18 protein-coding genes are annotated in these 21,197 nt (G+C 64.1%); 12 read left to right on the top strand and 6 right to left on the bottom strand.

The genetic code is table 11. The annotated features are described in order from the left end of the window. Positions 1-161: 161 nt before the first annotated feature. The 3 genes from AB0Y14_RS12000 (at position 162) to AB0Y14_RS11990 (ending at position 2,822) form a co-directional block, all read left to right on the top strand. The gene (locus AB0Y14_RS12000; RefSeq protein WP_436589495.1) at positions 162-1,535 is read left to right on the top strand and encodes an MFS transporter; all 1,374 of its coding nucleotides are present in this window, start codon (positions 162-164) and stop codon (positions 1,533-1,535) included. Next, entirely contained in the window at positions 1,532-2,401 is an 870-nt protein-coding gene (locus AB0Y14_RS11995; protein WP_436589494.1) for an HAD family hydrolase, read from the top strand. The genes AB0Y14_RS12000 and AB0Y14_RS11995 overlap by 4 nt, the downstream gene beginning before the upstream one ends. Before the next feature lie 61 nt (positions 2,402-2,462). Continuing rightward, positions 2,463-2,822: an aldo/keto reductase gene (locus AB0Y14_RS11990; protein ID WP_436589493.1), complete on the top strand. Its 360-nt coding sequence runs from the start codon at positions 2,463-2,465 to the stop codon at positions 2,820-2,822. A 533-nt stretch (positions 2,823-3,355) separates the two neighbouring features. Here the strand turns inward: AB0Y14_RS11990 and AB0Y14_RS11985 are convergent. Further along, positions 3,356-4,813 (bottom strand): MFS transporter, encoded by a 1,458-nt coding sequence (locus AB0Y14_RS11985; protein ID WP_436589492.1) that lies wholly within the window; start codon positions 4,811-4,813, stop codon positions 3,356-3,358. 376 nt (positions 4,814-5,189) lie between these two features. On the opposite strand from AB0Y14_RS11985, the gene AB0Y14_RS11980 reads away from it, so the two are divergent. From AB0Y14_RS11980 to AB0Y14_RS11970, 3 genes are all read left to right on the top strand, one after another. Continuing rightward, entirely contained in the window at positions 5,190-5,378 is a 189-nt protein-coding gene (locus AB0Y14_RS11980; protein WP_178980525.1) for a YegP family protein, read from the top strand. Positions 5,379-5,561: 183 nt separating this feature from the next. Then, positions 5,562-6,371: a trimeric intracellular cation channel family protein gene (locus tag AB0Y14_RS11975; RefSeq protein ID WP_436589491.1), complete on the top strand. Its 810-nt coding sequence runs from the start codon at positions 5,562-5,564 to the stop codon at positions 6,369-6,371. Between the two features lie 75 nt (positions 6,372-6,446). Beyond that, on the top strand, positions 6,447-8,102 hold the full coding sequence (locus tag AB0Y14_RS11970; protein WP_436589490.1) for an FAD-binding dehydrogenase: 1,656 nt from the start codon (positions 6,447-6,449) through the stop codon (positions 8,100-8,102). A 105-nt stretch (positions 8,103-8,207) separates the two neighbouring features. On the opposite strand, the gene AB0Y14_RS11965 is transcribed toward AB0Y14_RS11970, so the two are convergent. After that, positions 8,208-8,723 carry an asparaginase domain-containing protein gene (locus AB0Y14_RS11965; RefSeq protein ID WP_436589489.1) on the bottom strand — a complete coding sequence of 172 codons (516 nt, stop codon included), beginning with the start codon at positions 8,721-8,723 and terminating at the stop codon, positions 8,208-8,210. Positions 8,724-9,094: 371 nt separating this feature from the next. On the opposite strand from AB0Y14_RS11965, the gene AB0Y14_RS11960 reads away from it, so the two are divergent. The 5 genes from AB0Y14_RS11960 (at position 9,095) to AB0Y14_RS11940 (ending at position 15,747) form a co-directional block, all read left to right on the top strand. Then, positions 9,095-10,579, top strand: coding sequence for an MFS transporter (locus AB0Y14_RS11960; protein ID WP_436589488.1), 1,485 nt, complete (start codon positions 9,095-9,097; stop codon positions 10,577-10,579). Positions 10,580-11,353: 774 nt separating this feature from the next. Continuing rightward, positions 11,354-12,187, top strand: a complete 834-nt coding sequence (locus tag AB0Y14_RS11955) for a carbohydrate ABC transporter permease (RefSeq protein WP_436589487.1) — start codon at positions 11,354-11,356, stop codon at positions 12,185-12,187. 2 nt (positions 12,188-12,189) lie between these two features. Next, on the top strand, positions 12,190-13,191 hold the full coding sequence (locus AB0Y14_RS11950) for a carbohydrate ABC transporter permease (RefSeq protein WP_436589486.1): 1,002 nt from the start codon (positions 12,190-12,192) through the stop codon (positions 13,189-13,191). Between the two features lie 58 nt (positions 13,192-13,249). Continuing rightward, on the top strand, positions 13,250-14,554 hold the full coding sequence (locus tag AB0Y14_RS11945; protein ID WP_436589485.1) for an ABC transporter substrate-binding protein: 1,305 nt from the start codon (positions 13,250-13,252) through the stop codon (positions 14,552-14,554). A gap of 41 nt (positions 14,555-14,595) precedes the next feature. Next, the gene (locus AB0Y14_RS11940) at positions 14,596-15,747 is read left to right on the top strand and encodes an ABC transporter ATP-binding protein (RefSeq protein WP_436589484.1); all 1,152 of its coding nucleotides are present in this window, start codon (positions 14,596-14,598) and stop codon (positions 15,745-15,747) included. Between the two features lie 68 nt (positions 15,748-15,815). On the opposite strand, the gene AB0Y14_RS11935 is transcribed toward AB0Y14_RS11940, so the two are convergent. Both AB0Y14_RS11935 and AB0Y14_RS11930 read right to left on the bottom strand, forming a co-directional pair. Further along, entirely contained in the window at positions 15,816-16,229 is a 414-nt protein-coding gene (locus tag AB0Y14_RS11935) for a ChaB family protein (RefSeq protein WP_436589483.1), read from the bottom strand. A gap of 2 nt (positions 16,230-16,231) precedes the next feature. Beyond that, complete coding sequence (locus AB0Y14_RS11930; RefSeq protein ID WP_436589482.1) at positions 16,232-17,683, bottom strand: carboxylesterase family protein; 1,452 nt, start codon at positions 17,681-17,683, stop codon at positions 16,232-16,234. 616 nt (positions 17,684-18,299) lie between these two features. Between AB0Y14_RS11930 and AB0Y14_RS11925 the strand changes: the two genes are divergently transcribed. Beyond that, on the top strand, positions 18,300-19,664 hold the full coding sequence (locus tag AB0Y14_RS11925) for an amino acid permease (protein ID WP_436589517.1): 1,365 nt from the start codon (positions 18,300-18,302) through the stop codon (positions 19,662-19,664). 32 nt (positions 19,665-19,696) lie between these two features. Here AB0Y14_RS11925 and AB0Y14_RS11920 read toward each other — a convergent pair whose 3' ends face one another. Beyond that, positions 19,697-20,689, bottom strand: coding sequence for an LLM class flavin-dependent oxidoreductase (locus AB0Y14_RS11920; RefSeq protein WP_436589516.1), 993 nt, complete (start codon positions 20,687-20,689; stop codon positions 19,697-19,699). A 241-nt stretch (positions 20,690-20,930) separates the two neighbouring features. Then, a partial coding sequence (locus AB0Y14_RS11915) for a hypothetical protein (protein WP_436589481.1) occupies positions 20,931-21,197 on the bottom strand: 267 nt, incomplete at its 5' end.

Below are 21,197 nucleotides of genomic sequence, written 5' to 3'. Positions count from 1 at the left end.
CCTCCTCGCCCCCCCCGTCGGGGCCGAGGCCGCTCGGCCGTGGCCCGGCACCGAGGCGCAATGTCCCCTCCTCGGCTATGATCCAGCTCTCAGTGAATGTATTCTGAGGCGACTGAAATCAAGGGGAACCACACACCGCACCGGAGAAGGGAAAACTCACGATGGCCTCATTCCGCCCTGATGGAGCGCAGAGGGAGCGCACCCCGTCGACGTGGCATACCGTCAAGTCGATCCTCGCCGCCTCGAGCGGAAACCTCGTCGAATGGTTCGACTTCTACGTCTACTCCTTCTTCAGCGTGTACTTTGCCCAGCAGTTCTTCGCAGGGGCGGGCCAGACGGGCGCCTTCATGAGCACGGCAGGCGTATTCTTCGTCGGCTTCCTCATGCGCCCGCTCGGCGGCTTCATCTTCGGTCGGATTTCCGACCGCTACGGGCGCAAGGTGTCCATGCTGTCCTCGATCCTGCTCATGTGCGCCGGCTCCCTCGCCATGGCGATCCTGCCGACGGCCGCGACGGCGGGCGTGCTCGCTCCGATCCTGCTGACCCTGGTTCGGTGCGTCCAGGGCATCTCGGTCGGCGGCGAATACGGTTCGACGGCGACCTTCATGTCCGAGGTTGCGACCTCCGGCAAGCGCGGATTCTTCTCTTCCTTCCAGTACGTGACTCTGGTCGGTGGCCAGCTGCTGGCCAGCCTCCTCGCGGTGATCATGACGCACACCCTCGGCGACGACAAGATCTCCGCGGGCTGGTGGCGCCTGCCCTTCGTGATCGGTGCCCTCGCCGCGCTGGTGTCCTTGTGGTTGCGGTCGGGACTGACCGAGACGACGAAGCCTTCCGAACGCAACGCCAAGGGGTCGGGAAGCCTCCTCGAGGTCTTCCGGCACCCCCGCGCCTTCTGGGTGGTCTTCGGGATCACGAGCATCGGCTCTCTGGTCTTCTACGTGTTCACCACCTACATGCAGAAGTACTTGATCAACACCGGCGGCTTCGACAAGGGGCGGGTCGCGGACACGATGACCGTGTGCCTCCTGCTTTTCATCCTGATGCAGCCGGCGGCCGGTGCGTTGTCGGACAGGATCGGCCGCAAGAACTCGATGCTGATCTTCGTGATCGCGATGATTGTTCTGCCGGTCCCGTTGCTCGCCCTGATTGGTTCGCAGAGTTCGATCCTGGTCTCCGGGGTGTTCATTGTGGTCGCGATGTTCTTCGTCAGCTTCTACACGTCGATCTCCGGCGTGGTGAAGGCGGAGATGTTCCCGGCCCACGTGCGCGGGCTCGGCGTCGGGTTCACGTACGCCATTGCCAACTCGCTGTTCGGAGGATCGGCGGAGTATGTCGCCCTGTTCATGAAGAACCAGGGAATCGCCGGAGTGTTCCCGTGGTACGTGGTCGTGATGGCGGTTCTCGGCCTGATCGCCGTGGTCGCGATGCATGACAATCGCAAACACTCGACCCTGGAGAATCCCGAAGGCAGTGCGTACGCGGTGCGATCGCGGGAATCGGTGACGTCTGGCGCCGAGAGCGACCGATCGTGACGTCCGGGGAGGTCGACCGGGTCGACGTCGTCGACGGCCGGCTCCTGGTCGCGCGCCGGCGCGGACATGAATCATTCGGCATCCCCGGTGACGACCAGGACCCCGCGGAGATCGAGGAGACCACGTGGGCCACCGCGGAGGACGACGCCGTCCTCTCGACCTCGGCGCGCGGCGTCGTCGCCACGCTCGCGGACAAGGGCGAAATCCGTCGGAAGCGACCCAGGCCGCGCGCGATCCTGTTCGATCTGGACGACACCTTGGTGCACACCAGGGTCGTCAAGTGGAGGCACCATCAGGAGGTGGCGCGCCGCTTCTACGGCATCGACCTCACCGAAGCCGAGCTCGCGGAGGCTTGGGGCATGCCTTTCGACTCGATGATCGCCCGGTTGTACAGGAATTCCGCTCCGCTCGACACCATGCGTGCCGACAACCAGTCGATTGCCTCAGACTTCCACAAGACCGAGATCCATGGTGCCGTGCGTGCGGTGACCGGTCTGCTCGACCGCGGGTACGAGGTGGGGGTGGTGACATCCACGAACACCGACTTCGCGAACGCCGATCTGGAACGCCTCGGATTCCCGGTGTCGCGGTTCCTCGGGGTTCAAGGGGCCGACCGTTCCGCGTTCCACAAACCGGATGGCAGGGTCTTCGACGAATTCTTGGCCCAGCTCGCCTCACGAGGCATCGGTCCCGCGGAGACCGTGTACGTGGGCGACTCCCTCGCTGACCGTGCGGCTGCTCTTGCCGCGGGACTCGACTACATCGGTATCGAATCCGATCTCCCGCGCGACGCCGCGCCGGAAGGGCACCGACCGCCCGTTCTCGAGACCGTGGCGGAGGTTCCGGCGGCTCTGGGTGAGCACTGAGCGCCTGCCCAAGTTGCGTGCCTAGCCTGAAGTGGTCGGCAACAACCACCAAGGAGGCGACATGACCGCACAGGAACATTGTCCTGGAGGACCCGTCGCAGTGAATGGCCGGACGCCCTCGCGCATGGGGTACGGGATGGGGAGCCTGGGCCGGGCCCCGGATTCCGCCGAGGAGCGCGCACGGTCCGTGGTTCTCCTGCGTCGCGCCTTCGACCTGGGCGTCCGGATGTTCGACACGGCCCACTTCTACGGCAACGGGCACGCGAATGGTCTGCTCGCCGAGGCGTTCGCGGACCGGCGCGACGACGTCGTCCTGGCCACCAAAGCCGGGGCCAAAGTGGTGACGGGATCCAAGGTCCCGATGACCGCGGCCCAGAAGCCGGCGGTTTGGCCGGGCTGGCCGCGTCGGCCGCGCCATTGAGAGCCGGTTCCCCGAATGGGTGCCGGTTGCCGCCGTTAGGTGGCGGCTTAACCCCCACCTAACGACGGCAATCGCCACCTTTTCGGGTAACCGGCACCGAAGGCGGCTGGGCCGCCGGGGCGATGGGGCCGCTAACCCCCACGCGATCGGGTAACCGCCTCCCATCATCGGGGGTCGTTGGTAAGCGCGACCGAAAGCGGCTGGTCACCGAAAGTGGCTGGTCACGTGGGGCTAGGGAAGAGTCCTCGCGGGCCAGGATGACCCTGCGCCCCTGCGCCCCTGCGCCCCTGCGCCCCTGCGCCCTTCGCCCTCCGCCCCAATGCTGCGGCCGGCGTCGGGAACCGCGGGGGCCGCAAACCTCACCGTGCGAAACCGCAGCCCCGAAACCTCACCACCCCGAAACCCGCGCCCGCACACCCCCAAACCCCGGAACCGCAGATGCACGAAGGCCCTGGCTACGTCGGTGCGGGACGTGCCCGCCCGGCGGAGCCAGGGCCATGAGATTCAGTTGATGCCGAATCGGCTGTGCGGAGTCAGGCCTTGGCCATTTCCGTTTCGTACTCCTCGTTGAGGTCGGCGACGTGTTCGCGGGCCTCAGGCTTGGACTCGGCCGAGGGGGTCGAGCCCCACAGCGGCCGGCCGTTGCTCTCCGGGGTGAAGTAGACCGCGATTAGGCCGATGGCGCCGGCAGCCATGAGGTAGTACGCCGGCCACATCAGATTTCCGGTGCCTCCCACCAGCGCGTTCATGACGGTCGACGTCGTTCCGCCGAAGAGCGAGATGGCGATGTTGAACGAGATCGACAGCGCACCCGCCCGGACCAGGGTCGGGAACAGGGACGGCAGGGTCGAGGGCATCATCGAGCTGAAGCAGATCAAGCTGAGGCCCATGATGAGCAGGCCGAACATGACCGTGAGGTCCGCGCTGCCGCGAATCAGGAGGACGGACGGGATCGAGAGCACGATCAGTGCGATCGAGCCGACCACGATGATCGTCTTTCGCCCGATCCGGTCCGAGAGGCGGCCCAGTACGGGGATGGTCACCAGGCAGACTGCCATGACGATGATCTGAAGGATCGATGAGGTGAACTCAGAGACGCCGCCGTCGCCCTGGATCGACTTGACCGAGTCGAAGTACACCGGGATGTACGAGGTCAGCATGTAGTTGGTGACGTTCCACGCGAGAACCAGGCCGGTGCAGATGAGCATCGAGGGCCAGAGCTTGAAGATGTTCTTGAATTCGCCGCCCTTCTTGGCCCCGCCGCGGCTCGATTTCTCGGCCTTCTCGGCTTCCTTCTCGAGCTGCAGGTAGGCCGGGGTGTCAGCCAGCTTGGAACGCAGGTAGACGCCGACGAGACCAAGCGGCAGCGCGATGAAGAACGGCAGACGCCAGCCCCAGCTGAGCATCTGATCGTCGGTGAGCACGCCGGTCATGACGGTCGCGATGATGGCGCCCATCAGGTAGCCGCCGAAGGTTCCGACCTCGAGCAGGGAACCGAAGAAACCGCGCCTACGGTCCGGGGCGTACTCGGCGATGAAGGTCATCGCGTTTCCGTACTCACCACCGGTCGAGAATCCCTGCAGCAGGCGGCACGCAAGCAGCAGGAACGGTGCCCACATGCCCACGGTCGCGTACCCGGGAAGAATACCGATGGCGAAGGTTCCCAGCGCCATCATGATCATGGTCATCGCGAGGACCTTGTTGCGGCCGATCTTGTCCGAGAGCGGGCCGAAGACCATGCCGCCGATGGGGCGGACCAAGAAGGCAACCGCGAACAGCGCCGCCGTGATGATCTTGCCGATCGCGCCATCCAAGTCGGGGAGGAATACCTTCTCGATCGTGACCTGGAGATACGCATAGACGCCGAAGTCGTACCACTCGGTGATATTGCCGATGGCGGCCGCGCTGATGGCGCGCTTGATGACATTCGGTTTGGTGACCGTCACATCGTCGACGTTCCACCGCCGACGGACGTTCTCTGGTCCGAACATGTCCTAAAACCTTCCATAAGGGGGTGAATCCCTGGGCGCAGGATGCGGGCAGGGCTCAAAAAATCAAATACTGATAGCCGACCATACAACTCATAAGGAGGCTATGTATACGGATCGGAGCCGCCATGCCGGGTGAGAGGAGGCCTGTCGATGCCGGTGCATCCCACTGTTCGCAAGGGAAGGAGCGGGCTTCGACTGTGGTTCCGACCACTGATCAGGATGCTTGTCATTTGTGTACAAACTCATCGCTTCGCTCAGTAGTAACCGAGCGGATCGTGAGTGGTCGCCAAAAATTTGCCCAAAAATATTCACAGGCAATGTGATCTGGGTCTACTCTCGGAGCATCAGAGGACAGCATCCCGGAAAGGAGCCCACCGTGGCAGGGAAGTTCGAGATCTACGAGGACAAAGCAGGAAAATTTCGGTTCCGCCTGAAGGCCGGTAACGGCGAAGTCGTTGCAACGGGCCAGGGGTACGAGAGTCTTGCCTCGGTGAAGAAGGGCGTTTCCGCGGTTCAGCGAGCGGCCGACGGCGCCACGGTGAACGAGCTCGAAAAGGAAGACTGATCCCGAGCGTCTTTCTGCCCCCTGTCGCGTCCGCCAGGATGTGGCAGGGGGTTTTGTGCGTTCGACCCGGCGATCGGCGCAACATTGGCCAAACCGTTCACCCGCGGGGCGGCGCTCACTAAGATCGAGATGTGCCTGAGGTCGGCTCGGGCCGTCCCTCGGTGTGGAAGCAGGTGGCGAACGGTGACCGAATGGGATCCGAGTATCTGGTTCCGGATCGTCGACGTCGGGGCGGTCGTGACCAACGGGCTCCTCGGTGGCGCGCTCGCCCGAGCGTTCAGGTTCGACGTCGTCGGTTTCGTGGTGCTGGCCATCGTGACCGGAATGGGCGGCGGCATCATCCGCGATGTCCTCCTCAACACCGGGTTTCCCATAGCCTTGACGGACGGCGGGTACTGGGTTGCCGCCATCGTGGCCTCCGGGCTCGCGTACACCATCGATCTGGGGACGCGGTGGGCCGATCGCGCCCTGATCCTGGTCGATTTCATCGGTATGGGTTGCTGGGCGGCCACGGGCACGTCCAAATCCCTGGCCCTCGGCCTGCACTGGATTCCCTCGGTGATGTTGGGCGTGACCACGGCGGTCGGTGGGGGAGTCATTCGCGACGTCATGGTGAACAGGATCCCCTCCGTCCTCGGCGGCAGCTCCCTCTACGCGACCGTGGCCGTGGTGGGTGGCCTCGAGATGGTGGTCTTCTCCGAATTCTTGCACCGGCCCGACGCCGGTATGGCCGTTTCCATTCTGACGTGCGGCGTCGTCGGGGTCCTGGCTCGGTGGCGGAACTGGAAACTGCCGGAGCCCATCGATCTCAAGGTGCCCCGTCCGCGGTTGACGCTTTCCTTCGGTGCCCGCTCCCGTCGCGCTCGGCGCATGGAGGGGTGGACTCCGGGCGAGCCGCTCACGAAGAACCTGGAAGCTGTCACGGAGGAGCAGATCCAGGCGCATCGGGAAAAGAAGAGGCGTCGGCTCCGTCGAAAGCGGGCTGGGGGCTGACCAACCGTCGGACCTGCGCAACCGTCGACACCGAATGCGCGCGGGCCCGTCGCGACGAACCCGGAGGTGGGGAACATGGATGCTGACATCATTGTGGTCGGAGCCGGCTTGGCCGGACTCGTGGCCGCGGCGGAGGCGGCCGATGCCGGTCGTTCCGTCCTGGTCCTCGACCAGGAACCGGAGCAATCCGTGGGCGGCCAGGCCCACTGGTCGCTGGGCGGGCTGTTCTTCGTCGACTCTCCGGAGCAGAGGCGCTCGGGCATCCGGGATTCCTTGGAGCTGGCGCACCAGGACTGGATGGGTTCCGCCCAGTTCGATCGCGAATGCGACTCTTGGCCCCGACAGTGGGCGGAGGCGTATCTCGATTTCGCGGCGGGGGAGAAGCGATCCTGGTTGCGGGGCATGGGGCACCGGGTGATCCCGATCGTCGGTTGGGCCGAACGTGGCGACGGCCGAGCGGAGGGGCACGGCAATTCCGTGCCCCGGTTCCACATCACATGGGGCACAGGCCCGGGTCTCGTGGCCCCGTTCGAGCGTCGGTGCCGTGACCACGCCCGGTCCGGCAGGCTCCGGTTCGCTTTCCGACACCGTGTTGAGGGGCTGGTGAAGACCGGAGGCGCGGTCACCGGAGTCCGGGGTGACGTGTTGCGACCGGACCTCACGCGGCGCGGGACGGCGAGCAACCGCGACGTCGTCGGTGGTTTCGAGTACTCGGCCCAAGCCGTCATCGTGACCTCGGGCGGTATCGGCGCCAACCACGATCTTGTGCGCGAGAACTGGCCCGAACGCCTCGGACCCCCACCGAAGACCATGGTTTCGGGAGTGCCCGCCCACGTGGACGGGAGGATGCTGCGCACCGCCCAGAACGCGGGAGCGCGCGTCATCAACCCGGACCGGATGTGGCACTACGTCGAAGGGATCCGGAATTGGGACCCCATCTGGGGCAACCATGGGATACGCATTCTTCCCGGCCCGTCAAGCTTGTGGCTCGACTCCGACGGCGTCCGCCTCCCGGGCCCGAACTATCCAGGATGCGACACCCTGAGCACCCTCGGTCACCTGCGTCGTACCGGGCACGAGTACAGCTGGTTCGTGCTGACTCAGAGGGTCATCGAAAAGGAGTTCGCGCTCTCGGGATCCGAACAGAACCCCGACCTGACGGGCAAGGATTTCAAGCTGCTGGCTTCCCGCGTGCTCTCGAAGGGAGCGCCCGGGCCGATCGAGGATTTCAAGAAGCACGGGGAGGACTTCGTCGTTGCAGAAAACCTGGAGGACCTCGTGGACGGAATGAATCGGGTGGGTGACTCCGGGCGAGAGATCGACGCCGACCGGTTGAGGAAGTTGGTCGAGGACCGCGACCGTGAGCTCGCGAACCCTTACGGCAAGGATGCTCAGCTGACGATGGTGCGTTCCCACCGCAAACATCTCGGTGACCGCATACTGAGGACTGCCCCGCCCCACGCATTCCTGGATCGTCGAAATGGGCCGCTCATCGCGGTTCGCCTCAACATCCTGACCCGAAAGACCCTCGGAGGCCTGGAGACCGATCTGCTCGGCCGGTGCCTGGGCATGCAGGGGGATCCGATACCGGGTCTCTATGCCGCGGGCGAGGTCAACGGGTTCGGCGGTGGGGGAATGATGGGGTACAACGCCCTGGAGGGAACTTTCCTGGGCGGTTGCTTGTTTTCCGGTCGGGTTGCCGGACGCGCGGCCGCCGACGCCGTCGCCTGAGCCACCGACGCCGCGACCCGAGCCGCTGTCGTCGCGGCCGGAGTCGCCGTCGTCGCCGGCCGGAGCTCAGCCGTGTCGCCCGATCCGGCCCGACGAAGGGGGGCGTTACTGCTTGTCGACGAAGACCCCGCGAGAGCGGTCCTTGGATACCGAGCCCGCCTCGAAGATGCGACCGCTCATCGAGATGTACACCCCCGGTTCGAGCAGCTGGACGCTGGCCACCGCGGAGCCGAGGTTGAAGGGCGCGTCGGTTTGCCGCATGCAGGAGGGCTGCATGGCCCCGGTCAGCACGATCGTCTTGGCCGCGATCGCTTCCGGATGTCGTGCGAGGTATTCGGCGGTCTCGGGCATCGTGTCGGTTCCGTGGGTCACGACCACGCGGCTCGCCTCGGCGTCGACCAGCGCCTGGACGAGCTCGGCCCGGTGTTCGTCGGTCATGTCTAAACTGTCAATGGCGACGACGGACCGCACCTCTGTCTCGATGTTCGTCGCCGCCTGGTCCAGGATGGGCCCGATCGTGGGCTCGTCGATCTCGAGCCCGCCGGCCACCGAATAGTATTTGTCGATCGTTCCGCCCGTGGTCAGAACGAGGATTGTCTGGGCGGTGCGGGGTGCGGGCACGGGTGGCTCCTTCGGGAATGACGTCGGTATCGGATGTGGCCGAACAGGCCCGGCGCACGGTATCAGCCTATCCGGGCTCTCGAACCCTCGAGGCACCGGTGCTGTGCTGTGTAATGGGTCACAAAAGACGTCGCAATGTGCGAGAGATTCATCGCGTCTCTCTGGCGGGGCAACCAGGTCCGTCCGATGTGGGTCAAGTTCGGAAGAATAGGTGTCTGACTAGCGGAAACGCGACTCTTTCGAGTTTTTTGGCGCGGCGTGCGATCTCGCAGTGCAGGGTCTTGGAACGTGGAACCCGGGCCATCTCAACGGTTGCACCCGAGGGTCAGGGGAGTACAGTGGCACGCGTTTGTCGAAAAGAAAGCGTACTTATGAGTGATTCTCAAACTTCACAATCACCCTCCCTAACCGCTGACGATATCCACGTTGTCGACCAGGCCGAGATGAAGAAGGCGCTTCGTGCGACCCTCCTGGGGAACTTCATGGAGTGGTTCGACATCGGCGTCTTCGCCTACGTGATGACCTACATCGCGCTGGTCTTCTTCCCGTTGCCCGCCCCCTGGGACAGCTTGGCGACGTTCGCGACCCTCGCGGTGACCTTCCTGGTCCGTCCGCTTGGTGGTCTGATCCTCGGTCCCATTGGTGACAAGGTCGGTCGACGCAAGGTCCTGGCCTTCACCATCCTCATGATGTCCCTGGGCACCTTCCTCATCGGTTGCCTGCCGGGATACTCGACCATCGGCGTTCTCGCGCCGATTCTGTTGATCCTGCTCAAGTTCGTGCAGGGCTTCTCCACCGGTGGCGAGTACGCCGGTGCCGCTACCTTTATCGCGGAATACGCTTCCGACCGTCGTCGTGGTTTCTGGGGCTCCTTCCTGGACTTCGGTTCCTACCTCGGCTTCGCCGCTGCCGCCACCCTCGCGACCGTGATCGAGGTCGTCGGTGGCGAACAGTTCATGACCGATTGGGGCTGGCGCATCTGCTTCTGGGTTGCCCTCCCGCTCGGAATCGTGGGTATGTACATGCGAACCCACATCCAGGAATCGCACGCCTTCGAGGCGCAGAAGGACGCGCAGGACGAAGAAGCGAAGAACGAGAACAAGACCGTCATGGACGAGCTCATGGAGGTCGTGCGCGCGCACTGGCCGCGCCTGCTCATCGGCTCGGCCATGGTCATGTGTGCCCAGGTGGTCGGCTACGCCGTGACCACGTACATGCCCGAATACCTCTCCGACGTTCTGGGCTACGACACCCTGCACGGCAATGCCCTGCTCGTTCCCGTCCTGATCATCGTGTCCGTGAGCTTGCCGATCTTCGGCGCGATCTCGGACCGTGTGGGACGCCGCCCGGTCATGCTGATCGGTTGCGTGATCGGCGTCATCGGCTCGATCCCGTCCTTCGTGCTCATGACGATGGGACACACCTGGTCGACGTTCCTGGGTCTGCTGATCATGGGCATCATCATGATGTTCCAGGTTTCGATCCAGGCATCGGCGTTGCCCTCGCTGTTCCCCACCAGGGTCCGTTACACCGCGATGGGAATCATGTTCAACCTGGCCGTCGCCGTCTTCGGCGGTACCACAGGTTTCGTGATCACTGCGTTGCAGAACGTATTCCACTCCGATCTGATGGGCGCGTACTACATCATGCTCGCCTGCATCGTGGGTGCCATCGGCGTGTACTTCATGAAGGAATCCTCCGGGCGCAACCTCCACGGCTCGATGCCCGCGGTCGAGGACGAGGAAGAGGTCTCCGACGTCATCGAGAACATCGAGGAGAACGAGAAGTACGACCTGTCGACCATGCCCATCGACATCGTCGACGACCCTCGCGCCGACAAGGAAGGTGCGCTCTGATCGCAGAGCAACGTCCGGTCTGAGGCCTTCGGCCTTGCGGCCTTCGGGCTGGCGGCCCTCGGGTTGGTGACCCGGATCGGCATCGTCACGGGGCCGGTCTCCCTCGGGGAGGCCGGCCCCGTTGTCGTTTTCACCGACGTTCACCGCACAGTGCCGTGGTCTCGGTCTGCGCAAGCCGCCGACGTCGTGCGCGGCCCCTGGCCCCCGGTCCCTCGGCCCCGGCCTGGTGCCGTTCGGAAGTGGATACCGGATCGAGAGGCGGTTTCCGCCGTTTGGTGGCGGCTAAACCCCCACCTAATGACTGGAAACAGCACCGAATCGGGTAACCGCCACGCTACGGCGCTGTACTTTGGGTCGTTCCGGGCGCGAATCTGCCGGTAGCCGCCACCGAATCGGGTAACCGCCACCCCATGGCGTAGTACTTCGCGGCTCTCCGGAGGCCTCGCCGCCGTTAGCCGCCACCGAATCGGGTAACCGCCACGCGATTCGTGCGTCTCCGACACCCCCGCCCGCGCCACGCCACACCCCCCCCTACGCCACGCCACACCCACGCCAACACGCCCTCCACCCCACCCCGGATCGAACTCGCCGATGTGACTTGCGATTATGGGGCTGTTCACCCTTATGTGGCCTCTGTTTAAAGGGCCGAGGCTAATATTTTTGGTTGTGACTGTACCGACAATTCCCGGCCTAGAAGGCTCCGCACCGGGGAAGGAGCCGCCCCGACGTCGTCGACGGAGGGGATCTCGACGCACGCTGTTGGCAACCGCTTTGGTGGCACCGAACTTGCTGCTCTTGCTGCTGTTCACCTACCGACCTTTGCTCGACAACATTCGCCTCTCGTTCTTCACATGGAACATCTCGGCGACCAGGCCCGCGGTGTTCGTCGGTCTCACGAACTACATCGAGTGGGCCAAGGACCCGGAGAGCTGGCAGGTCGTACTCCAGACGGTGGTCTTCACGGTCTCGGCCGTAGGCGGCTCGATGGTGCTCGGTCTGGCTTTGGCCTTGTTGCTCGATCGGCCTCTTCGTGGCCGGAACGTGGTTCGTTCCCTGGTCTTCGCGCCGTATGTGATTTCCGGGGCGGCGGTCGGCGTCGCCTTCCAGTTCGTGTTCGACCCCAAGTACGGGATGATCCAGGATCTCCTGGCCCGGATCGGGATGGAATCTCCCGAGTTCTACACCCACCCGCGGTGGGCCCTGTTCATGATCATCACGACCTACGTGTGGAAGAACCTCGGGTACACGTTCGTGATCTATCTGGCCGCATTGCAGGGGCTTCGCAAGGATCTGGACGAGGCCGCCGAGATCGACCGCACGTCGGGCCTCCGCAAATTCTTCCGCGTGACCCTCCCGCAATTGCGCCCCACAACCTTCTTCCTGTCCGTGACCGTGCTGCTCAATTCGATGCAGGTGTTCGACATCATCAACGTGATGACTCAGGGCGGCCCGTTGGGCAACTCGACCAGCACGATGGTCTATCAGGTCTACCAGGAGACCTTCGTGAACGGCCGGGCGGGTTACGGCGCCGCCGTCGCGACTCTCATGTTCCTGGCCGTTCTGGTGGTCACCGTGGTTCAGGTTCGTCTGCAGGACCGGAAGGGATAGTCATGCGCAACACAGATCCGACGACGCCGTCGACCACGGCCGCCCCGTCGACCACGACGACGCCCCGCGCCTCCACGGGGACCACCAGCCCCGCGCCCCTGCCGTCTCACCCGGACCGGACGCCGGGGACCAACGATGTCGAGATGGGCCGAGACCGCCGACGGGCCCTGAAGCAGGCCAATGGTCTGCTGGGCATGAAGGTCCTGGGCTACCTCGGCGCTCTGCTCGCCGCCCTCGTGATCGCCCTCCCGTTGTATTTCGTGGTCGTCACGTCCTTCAAAACGCATCCTGACATCTACTCGGACCCGATTTCCTGGATCCCGCATCCTTTCGCCCCGGAGAACTACTCCTACGTGTGGAACGAGGTGGACTTCGGACAGTTCCTGCGCAACTCCGTGGTCATCACCGTCGTCTTGACCGTGGTCAAGGTCGTTCTGGGCGTGCTGAGTGCATACGCCTTCGCTTTCCTCAGGTTCCCTGGCCGGAATGTGCTGTTTCTCTTGGTGGTCGGGACCCTCATGGTTCCGAATGAGATCACCATCATTTCCAACTACGCCGCGGTGGCGCAGCTCGGGTGGAGGGATTCGTTCCCCGGCATCATCGTGCCGCTCGCGGGCGTGGCCTTCGGGACGTACCTGATGCGGAACCATTTCTTGTCCCTGCCTACCGAGATCCTGGAAGCCGCGACCATGGACGGCGCCGGATTCCTGCGCACGCTCTTCCGCGTGGTTCTGCCGATGTCCTGGCCGACTCTCATGGCCTTCGTTCTCATCACCGCCGTCACCGAATGGAACCAGTACCTCTGGCCATTCTTGATGTCGGACACCGGCCGCGTCGCACCGTTGCAGGTTGGCCTCACGCTGCTCCAGAACAACGAAGGACCCACCAACTGGGGTCCCGTCATGGCCGGAACGCTGCTCGCGAGTATCCCGATGATCGTCATCTTCCTGCTGCTGCAGCGTTCGATGATCAAGGGCCTGACCGCGGGCGCGGTCAAGGGCTAGCTGCGCGGTCGATTCACCGCATCCCTCATTCCAACCTTCCGAGAAGGAGAACTTCGTCATGGCCTCTCTGAGCCGTCGTCACGTCCTGGGCCTTGCGGGGCTGGGCGCCGCGTCCCTGGCTCTTTCGGCGTGCGCGGGCACCGGCAGCAGCGCGAACCGGCCGAAGCAGAAGGGCAACGGCACGTTGCAGTTCTGGTCCAACCACCCCGCCGAGTCGAAGAAGACCGAGCAGAAGATCGTGGAAGCATGGAACGCCGCCCACCCGGACACTCCCGCGCAGCTCGTGGACGGAGGCAAGAATTACGAGGAGCTCTCCCAGAAGTTCAATGCCGCGCTCGCGGGCGGAGACCTCCCGGATGTCATCGTCGCCTCCGACGTCACCTGGTTCAATTTCGCGTTCTCCAAAGCGACGACGCCGCTCGATGACCTGTGGGCCGAGAACGGGATCGACCCGAAGTCGTACGTCTCCACGTTCGTCGAGGACTACACCTACGAAGGCAAGCACTACGGCGTGCCCTACAGCCGCTCGACCGCTCTGCTGTACTTCGACCGGTCGGTCCTGGAGAAAGCCGGGCTGCCTCTGGACCGGGGGCCGAGTACGTGGCAGGAATTCGACGAGTGGGCCCCGCACATCATGGATGCCAGTGGTGGAAAGCCCGCCCTGACGATCCCGGACGGAACCGCCTATCTGGACTGGTATTTCGAAGGCATCGCGTGGGCCTTCGGCGGTCGGTACTCGGAGGAGTGGAACCTCAAATTCACGGATCCCAGGACGATCGAGGCCGGTCGGTTCCTGCAGGCTCAGGTCCGGAAGGGACACATCGAAATCACCAAGGATGCGATCAACAACTTCGGCATCGGCACGGCGAGCGGTCTGCTCGAGTCCACCGGATCCCTCGGTGGTCTCAAGGAGATCGCGGGATTTCCGATCACCACGACGCCGCTGCCCGGCCCCGCGCCCGGGTGCCCGACGGGTGGCGCGGGCCTGTCCATCCCCGATGGAATCAGCGACGAGCGCAAGAGGACGGCGATCAAATTCGTCGACTTCCTGACCAATACCCAGAACACGATCACATTCACGCAGGCCACCGGCTACATTCCGGTGCGCACCGCGGCCCACGAGGATCCGGAGGAGGTGGCTTTCCTCGATCAGAACCCGAACGCGAGGACCGCGTTCGGCCAGCTTCAGGGCAACACCAAGCCTCAGGACTACGCACGGGTGTTCGTCAACGGTGCTGGCCGTCGTATCGGGGGCGCCCTCGACAAGATCACGACTGGCGACGCCGACGTCGAGAAAACCTTCGGCAGTCTCCAGGCGCGGATCGGTGACGCCATCAACCGCGACATCAAGCCCTACCTGTAGAAACTCCGCTCCCACGAACCAAGTCAAGGAATCAACTCATCATGGTCGAAGTCCATCTCCAACACATCTCTCGCATATTCGACGAAAAGAAGCGCCCCGCGGTCAACCGGGTGTCCCTCGACGTCCGCGACGGCGAATTCCTGACCCTGGTGGGGCCCTCCGGCAGCGGCAAATCAACGTGCCTGCGCATGATCGCCGGTCTCGAGCCCGTGGACGAGGGCACGATCCTCATCGGAGGCAAGGACGTCACGGAATCCCGGGCACGGGACAGGAATGTGGCGATGGTCTTCCAGTCCTACGCGCTGTACCCCAACATGACGGCGCGCCAGAACATGGCCTTCGCCCTTGAGAACGCGAAGGTGCCCAAGGCTGAGGTTGCGGAGCGGGTCGACAAAGTGGCTCGGATGCTCGAACTCGAGGATCTGCTCGATTCCAAGCCTGCGGCGATGTCCGGCGGCCAGCGGCAACGTGTATCGATGGGCCGGGCCATTGTCCGAGAACCCAAGGTCTTCCTGATGGACGAGCCGCTGTCCAACTTGGATGCCAGGCTGAGGGTCTCGACCCGTGCCCAGATTGCCTCGCTCCAGACGGATCTGGGCGTGACGACCATCTACGTGACCCACGATCAGACCGAGGCCATGACCATGGGGGATCGAGTTGCCGTGCTCAAGGACGGCGAAGTGCAACAGGTCGATGCCCCGTTGCACTTGTACCAGTACCCCGGAAACACGTTCGTGGCCGGGTTCATCGGTTCGCCGTCGATCGGATTGTTCGAGGCCGTACCGGTCGAAGAGGGCACAGCCCGTTGGGGCGGCGTCGCGGTCCCGCTCCCGGAGCACCTGGTCGGTCGCGCGAAGGGCAGGGTCATTGTGGGCGTCCGTCCCGAAGAATGGGACATCGTGCCGCAGGCCCCGTGGGTCCGGGAACGGCCCGGGGCCGAGGACGCCGGAACCACTTCCGAAGCGACCGGGATGCGGCTGAAGGTCGAGCACATCGAGCAATTGGGGTCCGAGGCTTTCGCCTACTGCGTCCCGGTCCAGGAATCCGACGTTCGTTTGCGGGGCGGGAGGATCGCACTGCGGGTCGAGAGGTCCGGGGAGCTCGAGATTGGCGACGTCGTTGACGCGACACCCCGTACCTGTTCGTTCTTCGACGCCGAGTCGGAAATCAACCTGGAGTACCTCGGGGAGTAGCCCCGAGGGCCAGGCCCGAGGGGTGCCTAGGGAGCGGAACCGGCCCGGGAGGGGCGGGTTCGTGTTCCTCAGGAGCCTGAAGTGCGGCGCCGACTTTCCTTTTCGAGGGCCTCGACCAGTTCGTCCTTGCTCATCTCTGACCGGCCCTCGATACCGAGCTTCTGGGCCTCCTCGTACAGGTGCTCCTTGGACGCGTTCGCGTCCACGCCGCCCGCGGTTTCTCCGCGGTCCCGTCGGGACGACTCGGCACGGTCGTCCGAGTCCCCGTACTCCTCCTTCTCCTGCCACGCGTCGCCGACCTTTTCGTGCGTGTGCTTCAGCTGAGCGTAGGCGGTCCGGGCGGCGCGCTCGGCGTCCCCGTACTCGTCCATCGCGGAGTCGTAAGTCTGAGCGAACGTGGTCTGGGCTTTGCGGTCCGATTTCTTGATGGTCTCGGGCAGCTCATCACGAATCGGCTCGCCGTTCTGATTCGTTTTCGGCATGATCAGTTCCTTCCTCGTTTTCGACGTGGTGTGCGGGGCGGCAGGAGCTCCAGCACGTCCGGAATCGCTCGGACGTCCTTCGAGTCGAAACCGTCGCGCACGAATCCGGCCCAGGTGGCCCGGAGCGCGCGGCCGGCGTCGTCGAGGGCGTCCGGGTCGAAGGTTTCCATGAGGTCAGGTCCCGTGACTCCGGCACCCGCGTTCTCCCCGCTCTCGGTCCAGGAAGTTCCGGGGAAGAGGAGGGGCAGCTCGGCGATGTGGCAGCAAGCGAGGGCGGCATCGGGCTTGCCGAACACGAAGCGGTACAGGCCTGCGCGTCCGCCCGCGTTGGCGAGTCTTTGGGCCCAGATGGCGTTGTCGACGGCGTAGACGATCTGGGTCGCGGCTCGCACGATTGGTTCGACGATGCCCTGACGGCCGCGCCGGAATCCGGCCAGGACCTTGAGCAACGGGACTCGGCCGGTATAGAGCGCGGCCTCGCGCGCCGTCGTCCCCATGAGGACGTCGACCTTCCCGGCCAGTTCCTTCCACCGTTTCTTGAGGAGCTTCTCGGGCGGCAGGGGCCGTTGGCCGTACCTCGGGGAGAAGGGCATGAGGGCGGCGCGTCCGTGGAGCGCCGCCTTGCGGTTGATGACGCTTTCGGCTTCGGCCAACTCGGTTGTGGTCGCCTGACGCATACGACCGGTCTTCTCGGGGCCGGGGGTGATCGCATTCCACGCGCGACGTCGTCCGTGGACGATCCCGAGTGGCGCGCTCTGGGGGATAGCGCGTCTGATCATGCCCCGAATTTCGGGAACCATGAGCAGGTCCCAGCACGCGTGGCCACCGGCTGACTGGCCGGCGATCGTGATGCGGTCCGGGTCCCCGCCGAAGGCTTCGATGTTCTGGTGAACCCATTTGATGGCCTCGACCTGGTCGAGCAGGCCGGGGTTGGCCTCGCGGGTCCGTCCGTCGCCGAGGTACCCGAACAGCCCGAGACGATAGGTCACGTTGACGACCACCAGGTCCTGCTCCTGTACCAAGACCGTGGGATCGTAGTGGGGCAGGTCCCCAGCGCCGCCGATGTAGGAGCCGCCGTGGATCCAGACCATCACAGGTAGCCCGGACCTGCGGTTCTCGGGTCGGGTGACGGTCAGCCGCTGGCAATGTTCGTCGAATCCGAGCCGTTGGAGCTCCAGATCGGTCTCGTCGAATCGCTGCGGGCAGGCCGGCGCCGGAGTGTCGGCGGTGAAGGGCTCGGTGTAGGCGTAGGCGATCGGCGCCCCGAAACGCTCCGCGCGGGCATACCTGATACCCCACGCCTTCACGACGCCACCTTGCCGGACCGTCTCGAACGTTCCCGCGGGAGCGCTCACCCTGTCCCACGGCCCGACCGACCTGTTCCCCGGGGCCGAGGAGTCCGTGGCGGGTGCAGAGGGCTGGGGAAGAGCAGTTCCGTTGCTGGTATCCGTCATGGTCCCGAGTCTAGGACGCGAAGCTACGAAGAAACACAGAATCCGCTGTTGGTCCGTCTTGGTTTGGGGCGGGATGCGGCGGGGGCGAGGTGCACGGGGCGAGGTGGCAATCTTGTGCGCTTTTGGTGGTCGAATCCGCCCAAGCCTGCTACCTCGGGCCGGCAAGGGTCCCACGGGTGCACGGGATTGCCACCTCGAGGGGGTTGCCGACGACGTCGTCCCCACGTTGTCCCCGTATCCTTCCGTGATTGCCCGCCCTGAGCGCTCATGGGTGGCGGTTGCCCGAAGGGGAGGCGTTTTCCCTCGTTAGGTGGCGCTTTAACCTCCACCTAACGGCTGCAATCGCCACCGAATCGGGTAAACCCCACTCAACGCGGCGGGCAGAAAATATCGGAGCGCCGCCCGAAACGCTCCCAATGACAGCAGTCGTCGCCGCACCCGCAGCCACCGCGGCAGCGTCCGCACAAAATTTACTGACCGATCGGTCGCTTAAATCAGATACGATACTGTATTCTCACCTTTTATGAGTCATAGATCACACTCACCCGAAGGGGTCACAAGCTCCAGTCAGTCGGTCGACCAGCCGAACAACAGCCTGAAATCGCGTCACCTCGTGATGATGGCTCTTGGGTCGGCGATCGGCACAGGCCTGTTCGTCGGCACAGGCTCCGCGATCAAAGCCGCCGGTCCGGCCGTTATCGTTTCCTACCTCGTCGGTTGCCTGCTCCTTGTCCTCGTCATGCGGGCGCTGGGCGAGATGGCGGCCGCGGATCCGGCCTCCGGGTCCTTCTCGACCTACGCGGGCAAGGCGCTGGGTCCCACGGCCGGCCGTGCGTTGGGTTGGTTGTGGTGGATCCAGATGGTCATCGTCATCGCGGCGGAGTCCACCGCCGCGGCCCAGATCGTCAACGAGGCGTGGCCGGTTCTCCCGCAGTGGGTGCTCGCCCTTGTGTTCATGTGCGCATTCACCCTGGTGAATCTCCTGCACGTGGAGACTCTCGGGGAGACGGAATTCTGGTTCGCCCTGTTGAAGGTCCTTGCCGTCTTGGCGTTCCTGGTGGTGGGCGTCCTTCTGCTGATCGGCCTGCTTCCGACGCCGTCACCCGGCACGAGCAACCTGACGGATCACGGCGGATTCATGCCGCACGGTGTCTCGGGTGTGGCGGCGGCGCTGCTCGTCGTCGTCTTCGCCTTCGGTGGCACAGAGCTGGCGACGATTGCCGCCGCCGAAACCAACGAACCGGCCAAGAACGTCACGACGGCGATTCGGACCATCCTGGTTCGCGTGCTGGTTTTCTACGTCGGCGCGGTGGCGGTCATGGTCCTGGTCATGCCGTGGGACGACGACAGCCTCTCTGCCAGCCCGTTCGTCGCGGTACTGAGCGTGGCCGGTCTGCCCGGCGCGGACAAGGTGATGACCGTGATTATCGTGCTCGCCCTGTTGTCGGCGCTCAACGCCAACATCTACGGCGGCTCGCGCATGCTCTACTCGCTGGCCAGGAGGGGCTCGGCCCCGCGCCGCTTCGCCGCCATCTCGGACAAGGGCGTCCCGTATTCGGCTGTCATTCTCTCCGTGCTCGGTGGTTTCGTCGCCGTGGTGCTGAATTACCTCTGGCCCGAGGTCATCCTCAACATCATGCTCAACATCATCGGTTCCACGATCCTCGCCGTGTGGACCTTCGCGCTGATCTCGCAGATCGTTCTGCGCAAGCGGGCAGACAAGGAAGGGCGCAAGCTGCCGCTCAAGATGTGGGTCTTCCCCTGGGGTTCCTATTTTGCGCTGTTGCTGGTCGCCGTGATCGTGATCCTGGGCCTGACCGACACCGAGGTGCGCTTCCAGCTCATTGCGACGACGGCGCTCATTTGCGTCATTGCGATCCTGTCCAAGCTGCTGGTCAAGAACAAAGACGCCTCTGAGTTCAACGACCTTCCGCCGAACACCGCCGCGATCCAGAAGATCGAGAACCGCGAAGGGGAGTAGCGGGTGCATCGTCGGCTCGGCGGCGACGTGGATCAGGCGTCGTCGTCGAGCCCCCAAGCCTCCGCAAGGATCTCCATCGAGCGGGAAGACTCCTCGGTGGAAGGCGCCTGGAGCGAGATCATCAGCTCATCTGCCTGGGCCATCGTGGCAAAACGGTCGAGGTATTCCTTGATATCGGGGCCGGTGCCCTGCGCGGTGAACCGGAGCATCTCGATGATCTGTTGGCCCGCCGGCGAATGGACCAGCATGTCCAGCTCGGACTCGGTCAGATCACGACCGCGACCCACCATGGCCTCGACCCGCTTCCTCCGGACCTTGCGAGTCTGTTCTGCCGCTTCCTCCGCTGTATCGGCAGCGGTGACATTGACCGCTGCGATCACATACGGCTCGCTCAGATGCTCGGAGGGCTGGAAGTTCTCGCGATATGCCGTGGTGGCCTGCTCGAGGGCAGCCGGTGCGAAGTGGGACGCGAAGGAATATGGGAGTCCGAGTTGTGCAGCCAACTGGGCTCCGAAAAGCGAGGACCCGAGGATGTACAGCGGGACGTTCGTGTTCCTGCCGGGGATGGCCTGAACCCCCTCGATACGTGACTTCCCCTCCAAATACCCCTGGAGCTCGACGACGTCACTCGGGAAGCGGTCCGCATCCTGGGGGTCACGGCGCAAAGCCTGAACGGTCTTCATATCGGTCCCGGGTGCTCGACCCAGGCCGAGATCGATGCGGTCCGGGTACAGCTCCTCGAGGGTCCCGAACTGCTCAGCAATAACCAAGGGCGAGTGGTTGGGAAGCATCACGCCGCCTGAGCCGAGACGAATGCTCTCGGTCTGGGAGGCGATGTGCGAGATCAGGACTGCTGGAGCCGCGGAAGAGATATGGGGCATGTTGTGGTGCTCCGCGTACCAGATGCGTGAGAAGCCCAGCCGCTCGGCCTTGCGGGCCATGTCCACGGAGCGCCTGAAGCTGTCCCGGGGAGTTTCCCCGCTGTAGACGGTTGCGAAGTCAATGAGGGACAGAGGGAGCACGATCTTGCCTTTCGACGATGTTGGTCTACCCGTTCAACGCTGGGGCGCCTCAACTCATTCCGGGCTGTTTTTCCTTGTGGTGGTGGGGTTGTGTGGTTTGTGGTGTGTTTCACGTGGGTGTGGGTTGGTGTTTGGGGGTGGTGGTGTGTAGAGTTTTTTCTTGTCGCCGCGAGGCTCGGGGGCTTGTTCTGACAGGTTCTTCCGGTTCTGGTCTTGGTGCGTGACTGTTCTCGAAGGTTTTTCTTCATTCTTTTGCCTGGTGTGCTGGGTGCGGCTGTGTGTCGTGTTCTGGTGGGTCGGGTGGTGTGGGGTTCGGGTTCGGTTTGCGGGCCGGGTTTGGTTCTGGTAGGTTGGAGAAGTTGCCGCGATGGTTTTCGTGGTGGTGCGACCGGCACTGGTTTTTCCTCATTTTTGTGTGGGGTTGGTTGGTGTGTGGTTTGTTGTTTGAGAACTCAATAGTGTGCTTTGTTTGAATGTTGTACCAAGTTTTTTGAATTCTTGTTGGTTTCAA

The organism is Rothia sp. HC945 (genome assembly GCF_051370785.1).
GTDB lineage: Bacteria > Actinomycetota > Actinomycetes > Actinomycetales > Micrococcaceae > Rothia.
The sequence above is the reverse complement of the archived record's forward strand: the minus strand, read 5'-3'. Positions and strand labels throughout refer to the sequence as shown.